This is a genomic window from Idiomarina sp. X4, assembly GCF_002808045.1.
In the GTDB taxonomy this organism is placed as follows: domain Bacteria; phylum Pseudomonadota; class Gammaproteobacteria; order Enterobacterales; family Alteromonadaceae; genus Idiomarina.
The window spans coordinates 1,177,346-1,194,351 of sequence record NZ_CP025000.1; the positions used below are offsets into that span (position 1 = coordinate 1,177,346).

The window sequence follows — 17,006 nt, forward strand, 5'->3', positions numbered from 1 at the left end:
TTCTTTTTAGTTTAATGAGTTACGTAAAGCATAGGAGATATGATCAAAAAAATCCGCAATCAGACCAAACTGATTGCGGATTTTGTAACAGCTTTACATTAAAGCGAATTAAGAGTCAGACGTTAACTCTTCTAAGCGAGCGCGTAATTCTTCATCATTCTGTGCTTGTTGAATGATCATGTTGTACTGCTGAGGCGTCAGACCCGCATCTTCAACCGCTGCAATCATTTCTTGCTGAGCAGACTGTTGAATATTACGAGCTTCTTCCTGGTTTTCTGCATTTTGGAATTTTGCACGGTATTTTTCAGTAACGCCCTGTACTTCTTCCATTGCTGAAACAAATTTAACCAGCATACCTTCGGTAATTTCCTGGGTTTGCTGTTGTTGTGCCATGGTGTCTTGCGCTTGTTGCTGCTGTGCCATAGCGGCAGTGCTACCCAGTGCGAATACCGTAGCTAATGCGATGATTGTCTTTTGCATGATAATCTCCTTGTTGATTCTGTCAGATTGACTAACGCACTATTTAAAGCGAAGACTGTGCCAACTCTATAAGATACTGTTATTAATGTGCTTTTTGTTTGATAAGTAATCTTTAAGGCAGACGCTTTGGAAAATGTGTATCCTGAGTACACAGCCAAAGGAGGAGAGTGTGACAAAAGTATACAGATGGCCGCTTTCTAGTTTGCAACGCCGCTTACTTGCTTACGTCGTTTTCCCCATGCTGCTTATTTCGGGCATAGCTATCAGTGTGGGCTTACAGGTTGCTTCAGAGGAAGCTAATGATCGTTTAAAAAGCGACTTAGAGCTTTTGGGGCGCGCTATCAGCTTACCGATTAGTGATGCGTTGGTTAATAATGACTTAGATACAGTACAAGCTAACCTCGACTCTGTTTTTAGTATCGGCCGTGTTTACGGCGCATCGGTTTACAACGTTTACGGCGAGCAAGTTGCTGAGGCGGGGGTAACGGAAACCGATTTAAGTAATAGTCAGTTAGCGTTACAAACGGTGCAAACCGGAATAAAACAGGATGATTACCGACGGGTAGAAGGACGTGATGTTTTCTCACAGTTCCTTCCTATAGTGGACAGAGGCGGCAGAATTATCGGGTTATTGCAAATTAACCGCCGAGCCAGTGACTTTGATGAGTCTTTCGAAGAACTTAGCCAATATGCCTGGTTAACCTGGGGCGCCTTTGCCGTTATTACTATCGCCGTATTAGTATTCGGTCATTATCGAGGTGTGGGGCGACACGTTGTCAAACTGAAAGACGCGATGCTGCAAGTGGCGGAAGGTAACCGCAACGCGCGTGTAGAACCTGAAGGTCCTTCCGAATTGCAGGAAGTTGCTCAGGGGCTGAATCGAATGCTAGACAGTATTGAAAATGCCGAAAAGGAGCTAGAGCAGCGACGTCAGCACGAAACCTCACTTCAGCAGGCATTGCGCGAACAGGAAAAAATGGCGGCTATCGGTAGTGTCGCTAGTGGAGTAGCACACGAACTTGGGGCGCCACTCACCGTAATAGATGGTCGCGCCAGTCGCCTTTTAAGAACCCACAAAGATGGAGAAAGTCAGCGTCAGCTGCAAGCGGTGCGTGGTCAAGTGCAACGCCTAACCGGGTTGGTGAATCAGCTTCTCGCATTCTCCAGAACACCGGTTCAGCAGAGAGAAACCTTATCGCTTCAGTCTTTGGTTGAAACGGCAGTAACCAGTATTCAGTTTGAGCAAGATAAAGGCTCAGCTAAAGTCGAGCTGGGTGAGTTACCGGATGTCACGTTAAAAGTGGATAGTAAGCGGCTTGAACTGGCGTTGGTGAATGTCATGCGCAATGCGTTACAGGCAGCAAAACATATAGTGCACTTGCACGCCGAACTCGATAACCGCAATACCTTGAATATTATTATCGACGATGACGGTGAGGGCTTGCCAGAAAATATGAAAGAAAAAGCTCTGCACCCGTTTGAAACTAATAAACCACAAGGTAAAGGAACCGGTTTGGGTCTGACCATAGTGAAACATGTATTGAGTGATCATCAGGGTGAACTGACGTTAACGAATAATGACAAGGGTGGCTGTCGAGCTATTTTAAGCTTACCGTCGTCGAGCCTGGCTGATAGGTCAGTGATAGGAGAACAATAATGGCTGTACTTAAAGCTGTCATTGGTGTGGTTGAAGATGACCCAGCTTTGCAGGAGCTTTTGGTCGAAGAGCTTGAAGCGGAAGGCTACCAGGTGAGCGCCTGGGGAAGCTTAGAAGAGTTTCAATGCAGCAAGGCAAGTCCCGATTTAATTGTCAGCGACATACGACTGCCGGGAAAGTCAGGGCTCACTTTGCTGGAAAGCTTAAAACAGCAGGATAACCCACCGGCACTGCTGCTGATAACAGCATTTGGTACAGTTGACCAGGCGGTGGATGCGCTGAAAAAAGGTGCCGATGACTTTCTGACTAAACCGCTGGATATCGAGCACCTACTGTTGAGCGTTGATCGGATATTAGAGCATCGTTCATTGCAGCGGGAGCTGAAACGTTACAAACAGCAGCAGAAAGGTCCCGGTGGCCTGGTAGGACAAAGCCCCGCCATGCGTAAGCTTTATGACCAAATAGAGCACATTGCGCCAACGGGTGGCAGTGTCCTTATTACCGGTGAAAGTGGCACTGGTAAGGAGCTAGTCGCTAAAGCCCTGCATGAACTGAGCGACAGAGCTGACAAACCGTTTCAGGCCGTTAACTGTGCGGGCATTCCTGCTGACTTAATGGAAAGTGAGTTCTTTGGCCATGCTGCAGGCGCTTTTACCGGCGCACAGAATAAACGTCAGGGTCTTTTAAAACAAGCTGATGGCGGCACCTTATTGCTTGATGAAATTGGCGAAATGCCGATGGCGCTCCAGGCCAAATTATTGCGTGTATTACAAGAAGGTACTATAAGAGCTGTTGGTAGCGATAAAGAAGAGCAAGTGAACGTTCGCATTCTTGCTGCGACGCACCAGGACTTAGAGCGTTTGGTTGAAGAGGGTAAGTTCCGGCAGGATTTATTTTATCGTCTGGAAACGTTCAGCTTGCGCGTTCCTCCTTTGCGTGAGCGAGGTGAAGATATTGAGCGGCTGGCGAACTTTTTTCTTCAGCAACAACAAGAGAGTAGCGATAAAACGGTACGCGGAATTTCGGCGGAGGCTCTCGATTTATTGTATCGGTATCCGTTTCCGGGCAATGTTCGGGAACTTCAAAACGCCATAGAGCGGGCATTTGCGTTTTCCAGTGACGACACCTTGTCAGTTGATGACTTTCCGCAGCGTATCGTTGAAAAAAGTGATACCAGTCAGCCAGCGGCAACCTCTGCCTGGCCAACGTTGGATGAATACCAAAGCCAATATATTAGAAAAGTGTTAGAGCATACCGATGGCAATAAGTCGCAGGCGGCACAGATATTAGGGGTGACTCGGCGCACGTTATATCGATGGCTTGATAACGCCTCGGAATGATCAAAAAGGAGCCCTTATTCGTAAAAGGGCGGTAAGTTGATAGAAAATTTCAGACGAAATTAAGGAGTACCCAGTGAAAGTATTAATGGTTTTAACCTCTCACGACAAGCTTGGCGATACCGATCATAAGACCGGCTTTTGGGTCGAGGAATTTGCTGCACCTTACTACGTGTTTGTGGATGCGGGGGTCGAGGTCACACTGGCGTCTCCAAAAGGTGGTAAGCCGCCAATGGATCCGAACAGTACAGCGCCTGATGCGCAAACAGAAGCTACGGAGCGGTTGGAAAATGACGCTAAGGCGCAACATAAGCTCGAAACAACCTGCACATTGGACGATGTTGATCCCGACGACTTTGACGCTATTTTTTATCCGGGGGGTCACGGACCGTTGTGGGATTTAACGAATAACGAAAAGTCGATTAAATTGATTGAGCAATTCTGGAGTAAAGGAAAGCCGGTATCTGCGGTGTGCCATGCGCCAGCGGTACTGCTGAATGCGAAAACTCCTAGCGGAGACCCCATTGTTCAGGGCCGTACGGTAACGGGCTTTAGTAATAGTGAAGAAGCAGCCGTTGAATTGACGGACGTTGTGCCTTTCTTGTTGGAAGACGAACTGACCGCCAAAGGCGGCCATTATCGTAAAGTTGATGACTGGCAAGCTTATGCTGTTCAAGACGGCATGCTGATTACTGGTCAGAACCCGGCATCATCAGAGCAGACGGCTCAGCGCCTGCTTGATGTGCTAAGAGCGATGGTCTAAAACCACTCAGAAGCGTCGGCGCCAGCTAATGCCGACGCTTGTCTGTCGTCCTATTCCGGGTTCAAACGAGCGCCCGCTTCCCTGATTCACAACCACGGCACTGACGTAATTTTTGTCGGTAATATTGTCGACCCGAACCCATACGTCTAATTCGCTGTTCTCCCATTGCCACTCTCGGCTCGCCGCAAAATTCCAAGTGGTGTAAGACGGTGCGAAGGTGTCATTTGCATCATTAACCGGGGTTTCGTCACGGTATTGACCCGAAACTTGAACCAGCCATTGTTCGGTTGGCTGCCAGTTTAAACGCAAGTATCCCTGACTTTCGGCCACACCAGGCAGTTGGTTACCCTGTAATGGGCCTTCGCCAAATACTGCATCAATATAACTGTAGGAAACCAACAAGTTTAATTGCTGTGTCAACGCACCGTTAATGGTTAGCTCTGCACCTTCACGCGAGGTTTCGGAGGCATTACGATACGTCGTTCTGCCATCGTTCGACTGATCAACCAATATCTCGTTGTCGCTTTCAATACCGAAGAAGGCTAGATGCAAACGCCAGTCTCTTGGCAGTTGGTGCTTGATCCCCCACTCCCACTGGTCGTTAGTCGAAGGACCTAGCTCGCGGTTTAAACCGGAACCTTGGTTTCGGTAAGCAAGCTCAGTGAGCGTCGGTGTTTCGAAGCCTTGACCAACACTTAAATAAGTGGCGGATGTGGGTAAAAACTGCCAAGTCAGAGAGGCTGCTGCGGTGGTTTCCTGAAGCTCGCTACTGCCACTGTCATCGGCACCATCAAGCTCAGTAAAGTAGTCTTTAACGTCGTAGCTGACATCGCTGTACCGCACGCCCCCGGTCGCTGACCATTCTGCACTTAGTTGCCACTGAAAGCGCAGGTAAGCGGATGCGTTTTCGATCCAGTTGAATTCGTCACGGCGCAACTCACCCTTTACACCATTGTCATTTGCATAGCCAAAGCGATGGTCTTGCTGTCGCTCAAGCTGTGCTCCCAATGTTGCTGACCAATTGCTACCGCGTTGACGCCAGCGAGCATGAGCGCCTTCAAATTGACGAGACACATCAATGACCGCACCAGAGCTGGTGTAAATACCGTCTTCATTAACGCTATCGCCAGCGAAAGGCAGGAACTGCTCAATATCGCGGTCGCCCTGCCATATTGACAGTAACCCTTCGCCATTGTCGCGTTCATGAAACCAGCTCAAAGAGCCCTGTCGATGATGGATGTCTTTGCGAGTGTTAAAGTCGATAGCACGCTGCACGGTCTGTGTCGGATCGTCACGCCAAGCTTCAGGCGTCAAAGCACTGGGGTCTTGCAGCAGCGGCGCGTCATTATTGTCATAACGCAGAACAAACCGGTTTTGGTTGTCCCATTGATGATACCAGCGTACCGCTTGTTGTTGGCGCTCTGCAGAATTATGGCGACGTGGACCATCGGTTTGAAAGTCGGTTGCCATAAGTTGCAACTGCTTGGTGTCTGTCGCCCACTGTGCGTTGACGCTGTAGCGCTGCGTGTCGTTTTCACTGAACTGACCGCCCCACTCTAATGCTGTTTCGGTGGGTTGGCGGCTAAACCACTCAACCACCCCACCGCCGGAGTTACCATACAGCGTGGCCAATGGCCCACGGAGCACTTCTAACGAGTCAACATTGTCGAGAATGAAACTCGATGTTTGCGCCTGTCCATCGGGCATGGACAGAGGAATGCCATCGACATTCAATTGCAAGCCACGCACACCAAAGGCGGCTCTGGAACCGAAACCACGAACCACTAACCGAGCGTCTTGCGCATAGTTGTAACGGTTATCGGCCTGAATCCCTGCGACCCCCGCTAACGCGTCGCCAGCATCAATGTTCATTGAGGGCAGCGTATTCTCGATGTTCACCCGGTCGATACTTGCTGCCGTTGTCAGCCAGGGCGTTTCACTCTCCGTTGCCGTAACGACAACGGTTTCGTCCACTTCGGCTGGCTGCACAACGAAAGAGGCCGCCAGTAAAGGCAGCCCCGTGTAAGTTAATTTTCTCAATACCGCTGAATACAACATCGTTAATCTGCCGGTTTAATTTGAATGATTGAGCCATTGGACTCGTCGGTTAGCAAATAAAGGTAGCCGTCAGGTCCTTGGTTAATGTCACGAATACGCGCATCGACAGCGTCCTCGAACAAGCGTTCTTCGTGCATCATTCGGCCTTCGTATAAGTCCAGTCGAGCCACTAACGAGCTTTTCAGAGCGGCCACGAAGAAGTCACCTTTCCAATCAGGGAAAGCGTCGCCGGTATAAAAAGTCGCGCCAGCGGTAGCAATTGATGGAACCCAGTAATAAAACGGCTGTTCCATACCTTCTTTCACCGCGTCTTCGCTAATAATGGCACCGCCGTAGTCAACACCGTAAGTGATTTCAGGCCAGCCATAATTCTTTCCGGCTTTAGGAATGTTAACTTCGTCGCCACCTTGTGGACCATGCTCCACCGTCCAGAGCTCACCGGTGTCAGGGTGAATGTCAGCACCTTGCACATTGCGGTGGCCATAAGACCAAATCTCGTTTAACGCGTTATCCTGGCCAACAAAGGGGTTATCTTCAGGAATACTGCCGTCGGGCCAAATGCGTACCACTTTACCGTGGTGGTTATCGAGTGTTTGAGCATCATCCATACGTGAATAGCGGTCACCCAAAGTAACGAACAGGTGTCCTTCAGGCGAGAACACCAAGCGCGAACCAAAGTGTGCGTTGCTTTCATACTTAGGCGCCTGGCGGAAAATAACCTCTTTATTGGTAAAAGCTTTATCAACCAGTTTTGCTCTCATAACGGCTGTGCTGTTACCTTTGCCACCGTCTTGTGCCGGCTCCGAGTAGCTAATATATACCCACTGATTATTCTCAAAGTCAGGATCAACAGTTACGTCCAATAAACCGCCTTGGCTTTTGGCGACAACCTCAGGTGTACCACTTATCTTCTCCCGATATTGACCGTTTTCAGACACCCAATAAAGATCCCCGGAGCGTTCGGTGACTAACACGCTGTTGTCTGGTAAAAATGTCATGCCCCATGGGTGAGTAAAACCGTCAGCGAAAGTGGATACGGTGACTTTATGGCGTTCTGTTTCAACCGTGTCCGCTACGGCAGTCATGCTTGAAGCGGCTGCTAGTAAAGCGGTGAATACGAGTTTTCGGTTAAACATAAGGGTCTCCTTTGTTTGTCATTATTTTCAGTATACGCCATTCGTTGAAATTTTGATGACTCTTCGCTTGATCTGTTTATGGCTTTAGCCGTTAATAGACGTATTAACTCTTAAAAAAGTGCGAATGGGATGAGCGAGAAGCTTTTTGGTACGGACTCTCTTCTGGTATTAGCACAATGGCTAGCGGCTATTTTTGTGCTTCTTTTTATTACCCTGATTGTGTCTGTCGGCGTGATGTACGTGGTGGATAAAACCCAGAATAAACACACGATTCGACGTAATTACCCGGTTGTGGGACGTTTTCGCTATATTTTCGAGCGAATGGGTGAGTTCATGCGCCAATATTTCTTTGCCATGGACCGCGAAGAAATGCCGTTTAACCGAGCCCAACGCAGTTGGGTGTACCGGGCGGCTAAAAACGCTGACCGAAACGTCGCGTTTGGTTCGACACGAGACTTAACCCGTACCGGCACCATTATTTTCAGTAACGCGCCCTATCCGCCTCTTGCCGAACAAGCGGCGGCGCCCGAGCCTGTGCTTATTGGTCCTTACTGTAAAACACCGTATTCCCCAATTTCGTATTTCCACATTTCAGGAATGAGTTACGGCGCTTTGTCGCCAGTGGCGGTTAAATCCTTATCGCAAGGCGCAGCGAAGGCAGGATGCTGGATGAATACCGGCGAAGGTGGTTTGTCTCCTTATCATCTTGTGGGTCATTGCGACATTGTGTTCCAAATGGGAACCGCGAAGTTCGGTGTTCGCGATAAGAAAGGTCGTCTGGATGAAAATCGCTTGGCTGAGCTTGGTCGTCACGACAATGTGAAAATGTTCGAAATTAAGCTCAGTCAGGGGGCAAAGCCTGGTAAAGGCGGTATTTTGCCTGGCATAAAAGTAAATGAAGAAATTGCGCAAATTCGCGGCTTAGAAGTTGGTAAAGATGCGATTAGTCCGAATCGTCACCCGGAAATCAGCAACAACGAGGAGCTGCTCGACTTTATTGACAAGGTTCGAACGATTACCGGTAAGCCAACGGGTTTTAAGTTTGTTATGGGTGACCCAAGCTGGATCGATGAACTTATTGACTCGATTCTAACGCGAGGCGTTGAATCCGCGCCTGACTTCATTACGCTCGACAGCGCAGACGGTGGTACCGGTGCTGCACCACAACCCCTGATGGACTACGTCGGGCTAAAAGTATCTGAAAGCCTGCCGGTTTTGGTTGATAAGCTCACGGAAGCGGGTTTACATGGGCGGGTTCGAGTGGTTGTCTCCGGTAAAATGATAACGCCGGCTGATGTGGCCTGGGCGATTGCGATGGGGGCTGACTTTGTAACCTCTGCTCGTGGTTTTATGTTCTCGTTAGGTTGTATTCAAGCCATGCAATGCAATAAAAACACTTGCCCCACCGGTGTGACAACAGACGACCCTAAACTGATGAAAGGACTCGATCCAACGGACAAGTGCGTTCGAGTCGCAAACTATCATAAATACATGGAATACGGGGTGAACATCATTGCGCATTCTTGTGGCGTGACCGATCCGCGCCAACTCAATCGACGTCATGCCCGGGTGATTAAACCGGACGGCGAGAGTATCAGTCTGGCTGAACGATACCCTCTGCCGCCGGCAAGAAGACGTTAATTGGCTGTCGTTAGCGCAAGGTATTAATTGGCAGTAGTTGAGCGATTTCTTCCGCAACTTTGCGGAATGTCTGACGGCGGCTCGTCGTTGGTCGGTAGACTAAGCCAATATCACGCGATGCTTCCTGGCCAGTCGGCTTTAACGGCACTAAGTCGGTATTGCTGAGGATGCCCCGGTCTATCGCCATTTGCGGAATAAAGGTTGCCCCTAAACGAGCGTCTGCCATTTGCACCAGACTGTGCAGGCTGGTGGCGGTAAATGGATTCATTTTTATCGAATCGGTTAACTGACACGCCGCTACCGCGTGACCGGTCATGCAATGCTCTTTTTCCAGCAGGAATATGCTTCTGTCCGGAAGCTTGTCGTAATCGACTGGCTCACCAAGGCTGTCCGCCAAGTCTTTGTGAACAACCAGTTTAAAAGGGTCGCGACCGAGTACCCATTTTTGATTGCCCTGGATATCCATGGGGAGAGCCAGTAGTAAAATATCGAGTTCACCGTTTTTCAGTCGCAGCAATAAGTTCTGAGTCGTGTCTTCGGAAATTTGCAATAGCAACTTAGGGTATAAGTCCTGCAACTGCTTGCTTAACTGGCCAATGATAAAGGGTGCGATAGTGGGTATAACGCCCAGACGCAACGGGCCTTCCATCACATTGCCCTGGCCTTGGGCGTAATGGCTCAGTTCTTCGGCAGCACTTAAAATTTGCCGTGCACGTTCAACCACTTCTTCACCTAATGCCGTAAACAAAAACGACTTATGGTCACGCTCAATGAGCTGACAGCCCAATTGCTCTTCTAAGTTTTGAATACCGCTACTTAACGTCGACTGGCTGACATTACATTCAGCTGCCGCGCGATTGAAATTTTGCTCTTGATGCAACGCCAGCAAATAACTGAGGTTTTTTAAACTGGGTAATTTGCTCATGGTTTTCCCTTTGCAATGAACTTAATTGGTATTTCCGATTATCATAATCCGTTTTATTCGTTTTATCCAATGTGCCCCCATCCGTACACTAGCTCTCGACTCGTTAAGGAACGAATAAATTTAAATCCCAATTTAAGGAGACACCTTATGTTAACAGTAGGCGATAAGTTACCAGAATTCAGCGTTGTTGCAGCAAAACCTAAGTTCAACATGCCTGAAGAAAACGGCGAGAGCGCGTTCGAAACCATTGATAACAGCAGCTTTGCCGGTAAATGGAAAATTATTTTCTTCTACCCAAAAGACTTCACGTTCGTTTGCCCAACTGAGATTGTTGAGTTCGCAAAACTGAACGAAGACTTCGCAGACCGTGACGCGGTCGTTATGGGCGGCAGCACAGACAACGAATTTGTGAAGTTAGCATGGCGCCGTGAGCATCCTGATCTTGACCGTTTGAACCAGTACTCTTTCGCAGACAACGGTTCTTTAGTCGACGGTCTGGGCGTACGTGACAAAGAAGAGAACGTTGCTTTGCGTGCAACTTTTGTTGTTGACCCACACAACGTGATTCAACACGTATCGGTAAACAACCTGAACGTAGGCCGTAATCCAGCAGAAATTCTGCGTATTTTAGACGGCTTACAAACAGACGAGCTGTGCCCATGTAACCGTGCCGTTGGTGGTGACACGCTTTAATAAGGAGTTAATCCATGTCAATTGCCGATTATAAACAACTACTCGGTGATCACAGCAAAGACACCAAGCTGAACTTGTCGAGCCTGTTCTCTAACGTAGACGCATCAGGTTTAACAACAGACCAGTTTTACGGTACAGCACTGTCTTTGGTGTACAGCTTGGCAGATAACGAGCTTATCGAAGCTGTGGAAGAGGAAGCCGAAGGTAAAATTGAAGACAACGTGAAGACAGCGGCAAAAACCGCCGCATCTTTAATGGCCATGAACAATGTGTACTATCGGTTCTTACACTTATCCAGCGATAAGCAGTTTGGCAAAATGCCAGCCGGTCTGCGCATGAACGCAATGGCTAACCCGGGTGTCGATAAAGCCGACTTTGAGCTTTTCTCACTGGCGGTGTCAGCACTGAACGGGTGTGGAATGTGCATTGACTCGCACGTGCAAACGTTACTGAAACACGACGTGACAGCCCAAGCGATTCAGTCGTCCATTAAGTTGGCGGCGGTACTTAATGCAGCCTTAACTGCACGCAAACTGTCGTAAACCCTCTAGGGGCTCCCCTTTGCCCCATGCAACGCTTGCCCGCACTGTTATGGTGCGGGCTTTTTTGTATCCGTTTGGTTGCTCTGCTGGTTTTGTCCTAAGCTTAAAACAAAGGCGAAGGAGGAACTATGCAAGGCATTAATGCTGACCGCTTAAAAAAATCCGTTCTGGAATTATCCAATATCGGCTATAACGAAAACGACCATGGTGTGTACCGGTGGGGCTTCACTGACGCCGACATGGAGGCTCGACAATGGATGATGGAACAAGCCAAAGCTGAAGGTTTTGATACTTTTATGGATGGCGCCGGTAATGTCTTTTTCGGTATTGGTGATTTTACTAAAAAACCCGCAGTGCTAACCGGCTCTCACCTAGATACGGTTCCGGCTGGTGGTATTTTCGATGGTGCTTTAGGTGTGCTGGCCGGCTTCGAAGTTTTGCGCTCGATCAAAGAAAACGATATTAAATTGAAGCATCCTGTATGGGTCGTTGGTACCGCCGAAGAAGAAGGCCGATTCGGTGGTATGATGGGCTCACAGGCAATCGCTGGTGTTATCAATCCAGACTGGCTAATGTCAGCACACGACGCCGATAACGTGTATTTAAAAGACGCGATGGCGGCGCATGATATGAATGTCATGGATGTATTGGATGCCGCCTGGCCGCCTGAGCGACTGAAAGCGTTTTATGAGCTGCATATTGAACAGGGGCCAGTGTTGTTTCAAAAAGAAATAACCATTGGTGCCGTGGAAGGTATTTCTGGTGTGTTTAAATGGATAGTGCACTTGAAAGGCAAAGCGGATCATGCCGGTACGGCGCCTATGAATATGCGCAGTGATGCGTTTATGGGGCTGGCGGATTTTGCCCATGAAATTGACCGGATTATTGCCGAGGATGGCACCGATAAAACCCGAATTACCGTGGGTAAAGTCGACTTAAAACCCGGCAGCCCTCATACCGTGCCGGGTGAAGCCATTTTTACCATTGTCGGGCGTGATATGAGTAATGATGTGATGAAAGAGCTGGCTGACTCGTGTAATAAAGCTCTGTCAGCCATTGCGCGAAAACACCGGCTGAAGTTTGAGTATGAAGAAGTCAGTTGGCTTGATCCTAAAGATTGTTCAAAGGCATTGACTCAGAAAATTATGGATAAGGCGAAAGCACGTAAATATTCGTGTTTGAAAATGCCCAGCGGCGCCGGCCACGACACACAATTTTTGGCGGAGTTAACCGATGCCGGGCTTATTTTTATACCGTCTGTTAATGGTGTCAGTCATGCGCCGGACGAGTGGTCTCACTGGCATGATGTGGAAGCAGGTTGTAACATACTTTTTGATTGTATAATTGATTCAGCTCAGTGAGCTGCGCTTCTTAGTATGATCCGTTATACTAGGCGCACCTCGCCGTGACACTAAGTGGTATTGTTCATGGAACAAAAGCAAAAGATAACGGTTCAGTCTGCGGACAAAGTTAAAATACAGCGCCCCGACGGACAAAAGCACAACAATAATTATTCCCCCCGTAGCCGCATATATGTGCGCAGTGTGAAAGGTGCTCTCGAGTACTTTAGGCGCAGCTTTGGCTTTATTCTTCTAGGCGTATTTGCGCTGCTGCCCTGGCTTACTTATCAGGGCGAGCAAGCCATTTTGCTCGACATTATGGAGCAACGTTTCCGTATTTACGGTCTGACGCTGTGGCCGCAGGACTTCACCGTTGTTGCCTGGTTTGCCATTGTCGCGGCCGTTGCGTTGTTTTTTGTGACCACAATATTTGGTCGAGTTTGGTGCGGTTTTATGTGCCCCCAAACCACCTGGACCTTTATTTTTATGTGGTTCGAAAAGAAATTTGAAGGACCGCGAAATAAGCGTATAAAGCTTGATGAACGAAAAATGGACTTTGACAAGCTGTGGCGCAAAACCGGTAAGCAAGTAAGCTGGGTGTTGGTGGCGTTGCTGACATCCATGACGTTTGTTGGCTACTTTACGGATATTCGGGAGCTGTTCGTTAACTTCTTCACATTAGACGCCGGCTTCTGGGCAACCTTCAGTGTGCTTTTCTTCACCTTTTGCACCTACGGAAACGCCGGTTACATGCGCGAGATTATGTGTACGCACATGTGCCCGTATGCGCGCTTCCAGTCCGCCATGTTCGACAAAGACACCTACACAGTCTCCTATGATGCAGAGCGTGGCGAACCGCGCGGACCTCGTTCTCGTAAAGCAGACCCGGAGGAGAAAGGGTTAGGTCACTGTATAGACTGTTATATGTGTGTGCAGGTTTGCCCTACCGGTATCGATATCCGCAACGGTCTGCAATACGAGTGCATTGACTGCGGAGCCTGTATTGATGCCTGTAATGATGTGATGGATAAAATGAACTATCCGCGCGGGCTTATTCGCTTTACCACCGAACGCAACTTGGCGGCAAAAGAGAAAAAGCAAAAAACCAACCCGTGGCGCATGAAAAGTATTGGTTACTTCATTATGTTGCTGGCGGTAAGTGCCGTTTTAATCTGGGATGTCGCGACGCGTATTCCTTTGGAAGTTGATGTACTGCGTGACAGAAATCAGTTGTACCGTGAGAACATCGAAGGCCAGATTGAGAACGTATTCACGCTGAAATTGGTGAATAAATCGCAGCAGGATCAAACCTATCGCATAGAAGTAAAAGGTTTTGAAGAGTTTGAGCTCATCGGTGAAACCACGAAAGACGTTTCTGCCGGTGAGGTAGGTACAATGCCGGTGACATTGGCGGTACCTCCGACTTTACTTGATGGTCAGGTGACAGAGTTTTACTTTGTGGTGACAGCCGTTGATAATGCGGACATCACAACTGAGCATCAAAGCCGTTTCTTATATGAGTAATTTGCTGGATCATTCGTCAGACTTTGCATTCCAGGGTCTGACGCCAGATATTGTTGTTAATGCGCTGGAATCTGTCGGACTGTATCCTGCTTCGGGATTGCTGGCGCTTAACAGCTATGAAAACCGTGTGTATCAATTCACGGACGACGAACGCAAACGTTATGTCGCGAAATTCTATCGCCCAAGTCGCTGGACCACGGAGCAAATACAAGAAGAGCTAAACTTTGCTGAAGAACTGGCGCAGGCGGAAGTACCTGCTGTCTCGGCTTTGGCGCTGCAAGGTCAGCGCCTGCATGAGTTCGATGGGTATCGCTTTTGTGTTTACCTAAGTGTTGGTGGACGCGCTTTTGAGCCTAATGATTTAGACGAGTTAGAGCGCCTGGGTCGCCAAATTGGTCGTATGCATGCGGTCGCAAAAGCCGGCCGTTTTGAAAGCCGTGAGACAATGACTTATGACGGCTTCGTTGCGCAGTCAGTGCTTGAACTGAAGCAATCTGAATTGTTACCGGCGGAGCTTAAAGAGGCCTTCTTTGCCATTCTAGACCCGTTAGCGGAGCGCCTGAAAGACACGCCTTTGGGTCAATTTGAGTTTCAACGCTTGCACGGAGACTGCCATATCGGCAATATTCTTCAATACGACGATAAACTGACTTTTGTCGACTTCGATGATTGTCGCTCTGGCCCAGCGGTGCAGGATCTCTGGATGATGCTGAGCGGACCTAAAGAAGAGCAGACGTTGCAACTCGATGCGTTAGTCTGTGGCTATGAAGATTTTTGCGATTTTGACACCGAACAAGTGGTTTTAATTGAACCTTTGCGCAGTTTCAGAATCATTCAATATATGGCATGGTTGTCGCGGCGTTGGCAAGACAGTGCATTTCAGCGGGCATTTCCGTGGTTTGCGGAAAGTCGTTATTGGGAACAGCAAATTCTTGCGCTCAAAGAACAACTGGCGGGGCTTGACGATGCGCCGCTGAGCCTTGGTTTTAACGGGTAGTTGGTTTTAACGGATAGTTTTAATAGATAACAGGAAGACGTAATGAAAAATTGGTTAGTCAGTATTATTGGCTCTTTATTGTTAGTCGTTGGGGTGGCTCAGGCTCAGGACTTCGAAGAAGGTGTTCACTATGAAGTGGTTAGCGACGAAGCGACCAGCAAACCTGAAATTACAGAGTTCTTTTCATTTTATTGTGTGCATTGCTACCGTTTTGAACCTATTGCTAAAGAGATGAAGTCAGAATATCCGAATGCGTTCCAAAAAGCCCACGTGTCTTTTATTAGCCCGCGCGGTAATGTCGGAGAGGAAATGACTCAGGCGTTTGTGGTAGCGGAAAAACTGGGTAAAAGCGACGAATTATCAGCGGCGATTTTTGATTACAACTTCGTAAAAAATAACATGCTGACCAGCAAAGAAGACATTCGTAACGTCTTTATTGTAAACGGTATTTCTGGTGATGAGTTTGATAAAGCAATGAAAAGCTTCACGGTAAGAACGGCTGCCGCGAGAATGGATCGTCGTGCGACTAATTTGGGTGTTAATGCGACGCCAACCTTTATCGTCAACGGTAAGTACAAAATGCTGCCGCAGGGCTTCCGCGACAGCGATGACTTTGCTTCTGACTTTACTGATTTAGCGGGTTACTTACTTAAGAAGTAATACGTCCAACGTTAGTTTTCAGGTTTATAGTTGCAATAAGCGCCTTCTTCATTTTTGGAGAAGGCGTTTTGGTTATTAAGATACTGATAATTTCTTAAGCCAAATTCAGGTAACACACTGTATAAATGCTCAATGATAGAGCTTTGAATCGCTTCGTATTTTGTCCAGGCCGTTTCTTTTGAAAACGCGTAAATTTCTAAGGGAATCCCTGCGGCTGTAGGCTGCATTAGCCTTGCCATGCAAGTTAAGTCTTCGCGCACTTTCGGGTGGTTTTTCAAGTAACCATCGGCAAAGATTCGAAACGCTGTCAGGTTACTGATCGGCTTTTCTAAGTCATTCTCTTTGAGCCACTCATCGACTGATTTTCCGAAATACGTATCAGTAATGTTGTCGAGTTCATCATCGGAAAGAAGCTTAGAGCTGTCTAAATCAATCATCAATGATCGTTTCATACGGCGACCGCCGGTTTCAATCATGCCCTGCCAATTTTTAAACGACTGATGAATTAATACATAGGTTGGCAGGTAAACAATGGTTTTATCCCAGTTTTCTACTTTCAGGGTGATAAGGCCAACTTCTTGTATGGTGCCATCCACGTTGTGATCAGGCAGTTCTATCCAGTCTCCAATAGCGACCATGCGGTTCGTAGCCAGCTGTACACCAGCGACAAAGCCCATCAGTGTGTCTCTGAACACCACCATGAGAATGGCGGTCATGGCGCCGAAACCGCTGAGTAAGTACATGGGGGACTTATTCATGATAATAGCCACGGTAATAATAATGGCCATTAGCACCAGAACCAATTTAACAACCTGGATAACGCCTGTTATTGGCACGTCTCGTGTTTTTGGCGTGTAGTCGTAAGCTATCGACACAAAGTTAGCAATAGAGGTCAGAATACTAGTGATAACCCAGGTAAGATAAATACCAACAGCGGTTTGGAGCGGAGACTGCCAGCTTTCGAAGTCACCCGTGAACAGAACCGGAATAAAGCTGTTAATAATAACGACCGGTGCTAAGTTAGCACAACGCTTAAAGAATCCGCTATCGACTAGTGCGCGATACCAGCGTTCCGGCGCTTTTCGTAAGGCGCGTTCAATTGCATGATCAAACACCCAGCGAGCAATCGTGTAAGTAATATAGCTTGCGACCAGGATAATAGTGACACCGATGACCAGGCTGAGTCCCTGTAAATTGTTCTCGATGCCCATACTTTCCAGCCATTGCTTTATAAACTTAAAGTCCATTGCAAC

Annotated in this window: 15 protein-coding genes; 10 read left to right on the plus strand and 5 right to left on the minus strand. The window is 48.1% G+C overall.

Annotated features, from left to right (window positions below; all coding sequences use genetic code 11):
* Positions 1–108: 108 nt before the first annotated feature.
* Positions 109–480 carry a DUF4168 domain-containing protein gene (locus tag CWC33_RS05670; RefSeq protein ID WP_100691146.1) on the minus strand — a complete coding sequence of 124 codons (372 nt, stop codon included), beginning with the start codon at positions 478–480 and terminating at the stop codon, positions 109–111.
* Positions 481–649: 169 nt separating this feature from the next.
* On the opposite strand from CWC33_RS05670, the gene CWC33_RS05675 reads away from it, so the two are divergent.
* From CWC33_RS05675 to CWC33_RS05685, 3 genes are all read left to right on the plus strand, one after another.
* Entirely contained in the window at positions 650–2,137 is a 1,488-nt protein-coding gene (locus CWC33_RS05675; RefSeq protein WP_232709855.1) for a sensor histidine kinase, read from the plus strand.
* Positions 2,137–3,477, plus strand: coding sequence for a sigma-54-dependent transcriptional regulator (locus tag CWC33_RS05680; RefSeq protein WP_100691147.1), 1,341 nt, complete (start codon positions 2,137–2,139; stop codon positions 3,475–3,477). Before CWC33_RS05675 ends, CWC33_RS05680 begins: the two co-directional genes overlap by 1 nt.
* A 73-nt stretch (positions 3,478–3,550) precedes the next feature.
* Positions 3,551–4,237 carry a type 1 glutamine amidotransferase domain-containing protein gene (locus CWC33_RS05685; RefSeq protein ID WP_088767133.1) on the plus strand — a complete coding sequence of 229 codons (687 nt, stop codon included), beginning with the start codon at positions 3,551–3,553 and terminating at the stop codon, positions 4,235–4,237.
* Positions 4,238–4,243: 6 nt separating this feature from the next.
* Here the strand turns inward: CWC33_RS05685 and CWC33_RS05690 are convergent, their stop codons facing one another.
* Positions 4,244–6,295, minus strand: a complete 2,052-nt coding sequence (locus CWC33_RS05690; protein ID WP_100691148.1) for a TonB-dependent receptor family protein — start codon at positions 6,293–6,295, stop codon at positions 4,244–4,246.
* 2 nt (positions 6,296–6,297) lie between these two features.
* Positions 6,298–7,431 carry a PQQ-dependent sugar dehydrogenase gene (locus tag CWC33_RS05695; RefSeq protein WP_100691149.1) on the minus strand — a complete coding sequence of 378 codons (1,134 nt, stop codon included), beginning with the start codon at positions 7,429–7,431 and terminating at the stop codon, positions 6,298–6,300.
* A 129-nt stretch (positions 7,432–7,560) separates the two neighbouring features.
* On the opposite strand from CWC33_RS05695, the gene CWC33_RS05700 reads away from it, so the two are divergent.
* Entirely contained in the window at positions 7,561–9,072 is a 1,512-nt protein-coding gene (locus CWC33_RS05700) for an FMN-binding glutamate synthase family protein (protein WP_100691150.1), read from the plus strand.
* Between the two features lie 10 nt (positions 9,073–9,082).
* Here CWC33_RS05700 and CWC33_RS05705 read toward each other — a convergent pair whose 3' ends face one another.
* Entirely contained in the window at positions 9,083–9,997 is a 915-nt protein-coding gene (locus CWC33_RS05705; protein ID WP_100691151.1) for a hydrogen peroxide-inducible genes activator, read from the minus strand.
* A 147-nt stretch (positions 9,998–10,144) separates the two neighbouring features.
* On the opposite strand from CWC33_RS05705, the gene CWC33_RS05710 reads away from it, so the two are divergent.
* The 6 genes from CWC33_RS05710 (at position 10,145) to CWC33_RS05735 (ending at position 15,753) form a co-directional block, all read left to right on the plus strand.
* Positions 10,145–10,690: a peroxiredoxin gene (locus CWC33_RS05710; protein WP_053954553.1), complete on the plus strand. Its 546-nt coding sequence runs from the start codon at positions 10,145–10,147 to the stop codon at positions 10,688–10,690.
* Between the two features lie 14 nt (positions 10,691–10,704).
* Entirely contained in the window at positions 10,705–11,232 is a 528-nt protein-coding gene (locus CWC33_RS05715) for a carboxymuconolactone decarboxylase family protein (RefSeq protein WP_100691152.1), read from the plus strand.
* A 128-nt stretch (positions 11,233–11,360) separates the two neighbouring features.
* Positions 11,361–12,593, plus strand: coding sequence for a Zn-dependent hydrolase (locus tag CWC33_RS05720; RefSeq protein ID WP_100691153.1), 1,233 nt, complete (start codon positions 11,361–11,363; stop codon positions 12,591–12,593).
* 66 nt (positions 12,594–12,659) lie between these two features.
* Complete coding sequence (gene ccoG / locus CWC33_RS05725; protein WP_100691154.1) at positions 12,660–14,096, plus strand: cytochrome c oxidase accessory protein CcoG; 1,437 nt, start codon at positions 12,660–12,662, stop codon at positions 14,094–14,096.
* Positions 14,089–15,093 carry a serine/threonine protein kinase gene (locus tag CWC33_RS05730; protein WP_100691155.1) on the plus strand — a complete coding sequence of 335 codons (1,005 nt, stop codon included), beginning with the start codon at positions 14,089–14,091 and terminating at the stop codon, positions 15,091–15,093. Before ccoG ends, CWC33_RS05730 begins: the two co-directional genes overlap by 8 nt.
* A gap of 42 nt (positions 15,094–15,135) precedes the next feature.
* Positions 15,136–15,753, plus strand: a complete 618-nt coding sequence (locus tag CWC33_RS05735) for a thiol:disulfide interchange protein DsbA/DsbL (RefSeq protein WP_100691156.1) — start codon at positions 15,136–15,138, stop codon at positions 15,751–15,753.
* 11 nt (positions 15,754–15,764) lie between these two features.
* On the opposite strand, the gene CWC33_RS05740 is transcribed toward CWC33_RS05735, so the two are convergent.
* Positions 15,765–17,000 carry a mechanosensitive ion channel family protein gene (locus CWC33_RS05740; protein ID WP_100691157.1) on the minus strand — a complete coding sequence of 412 codons (1,236 nt, stop codon included), beginning with the start codon at positions 16,998–17,000 and terminating at the stop codon, positions 15,765–15,767.
* Positions 17,001–17,006 lie beyond the last annotated feature (6 nt).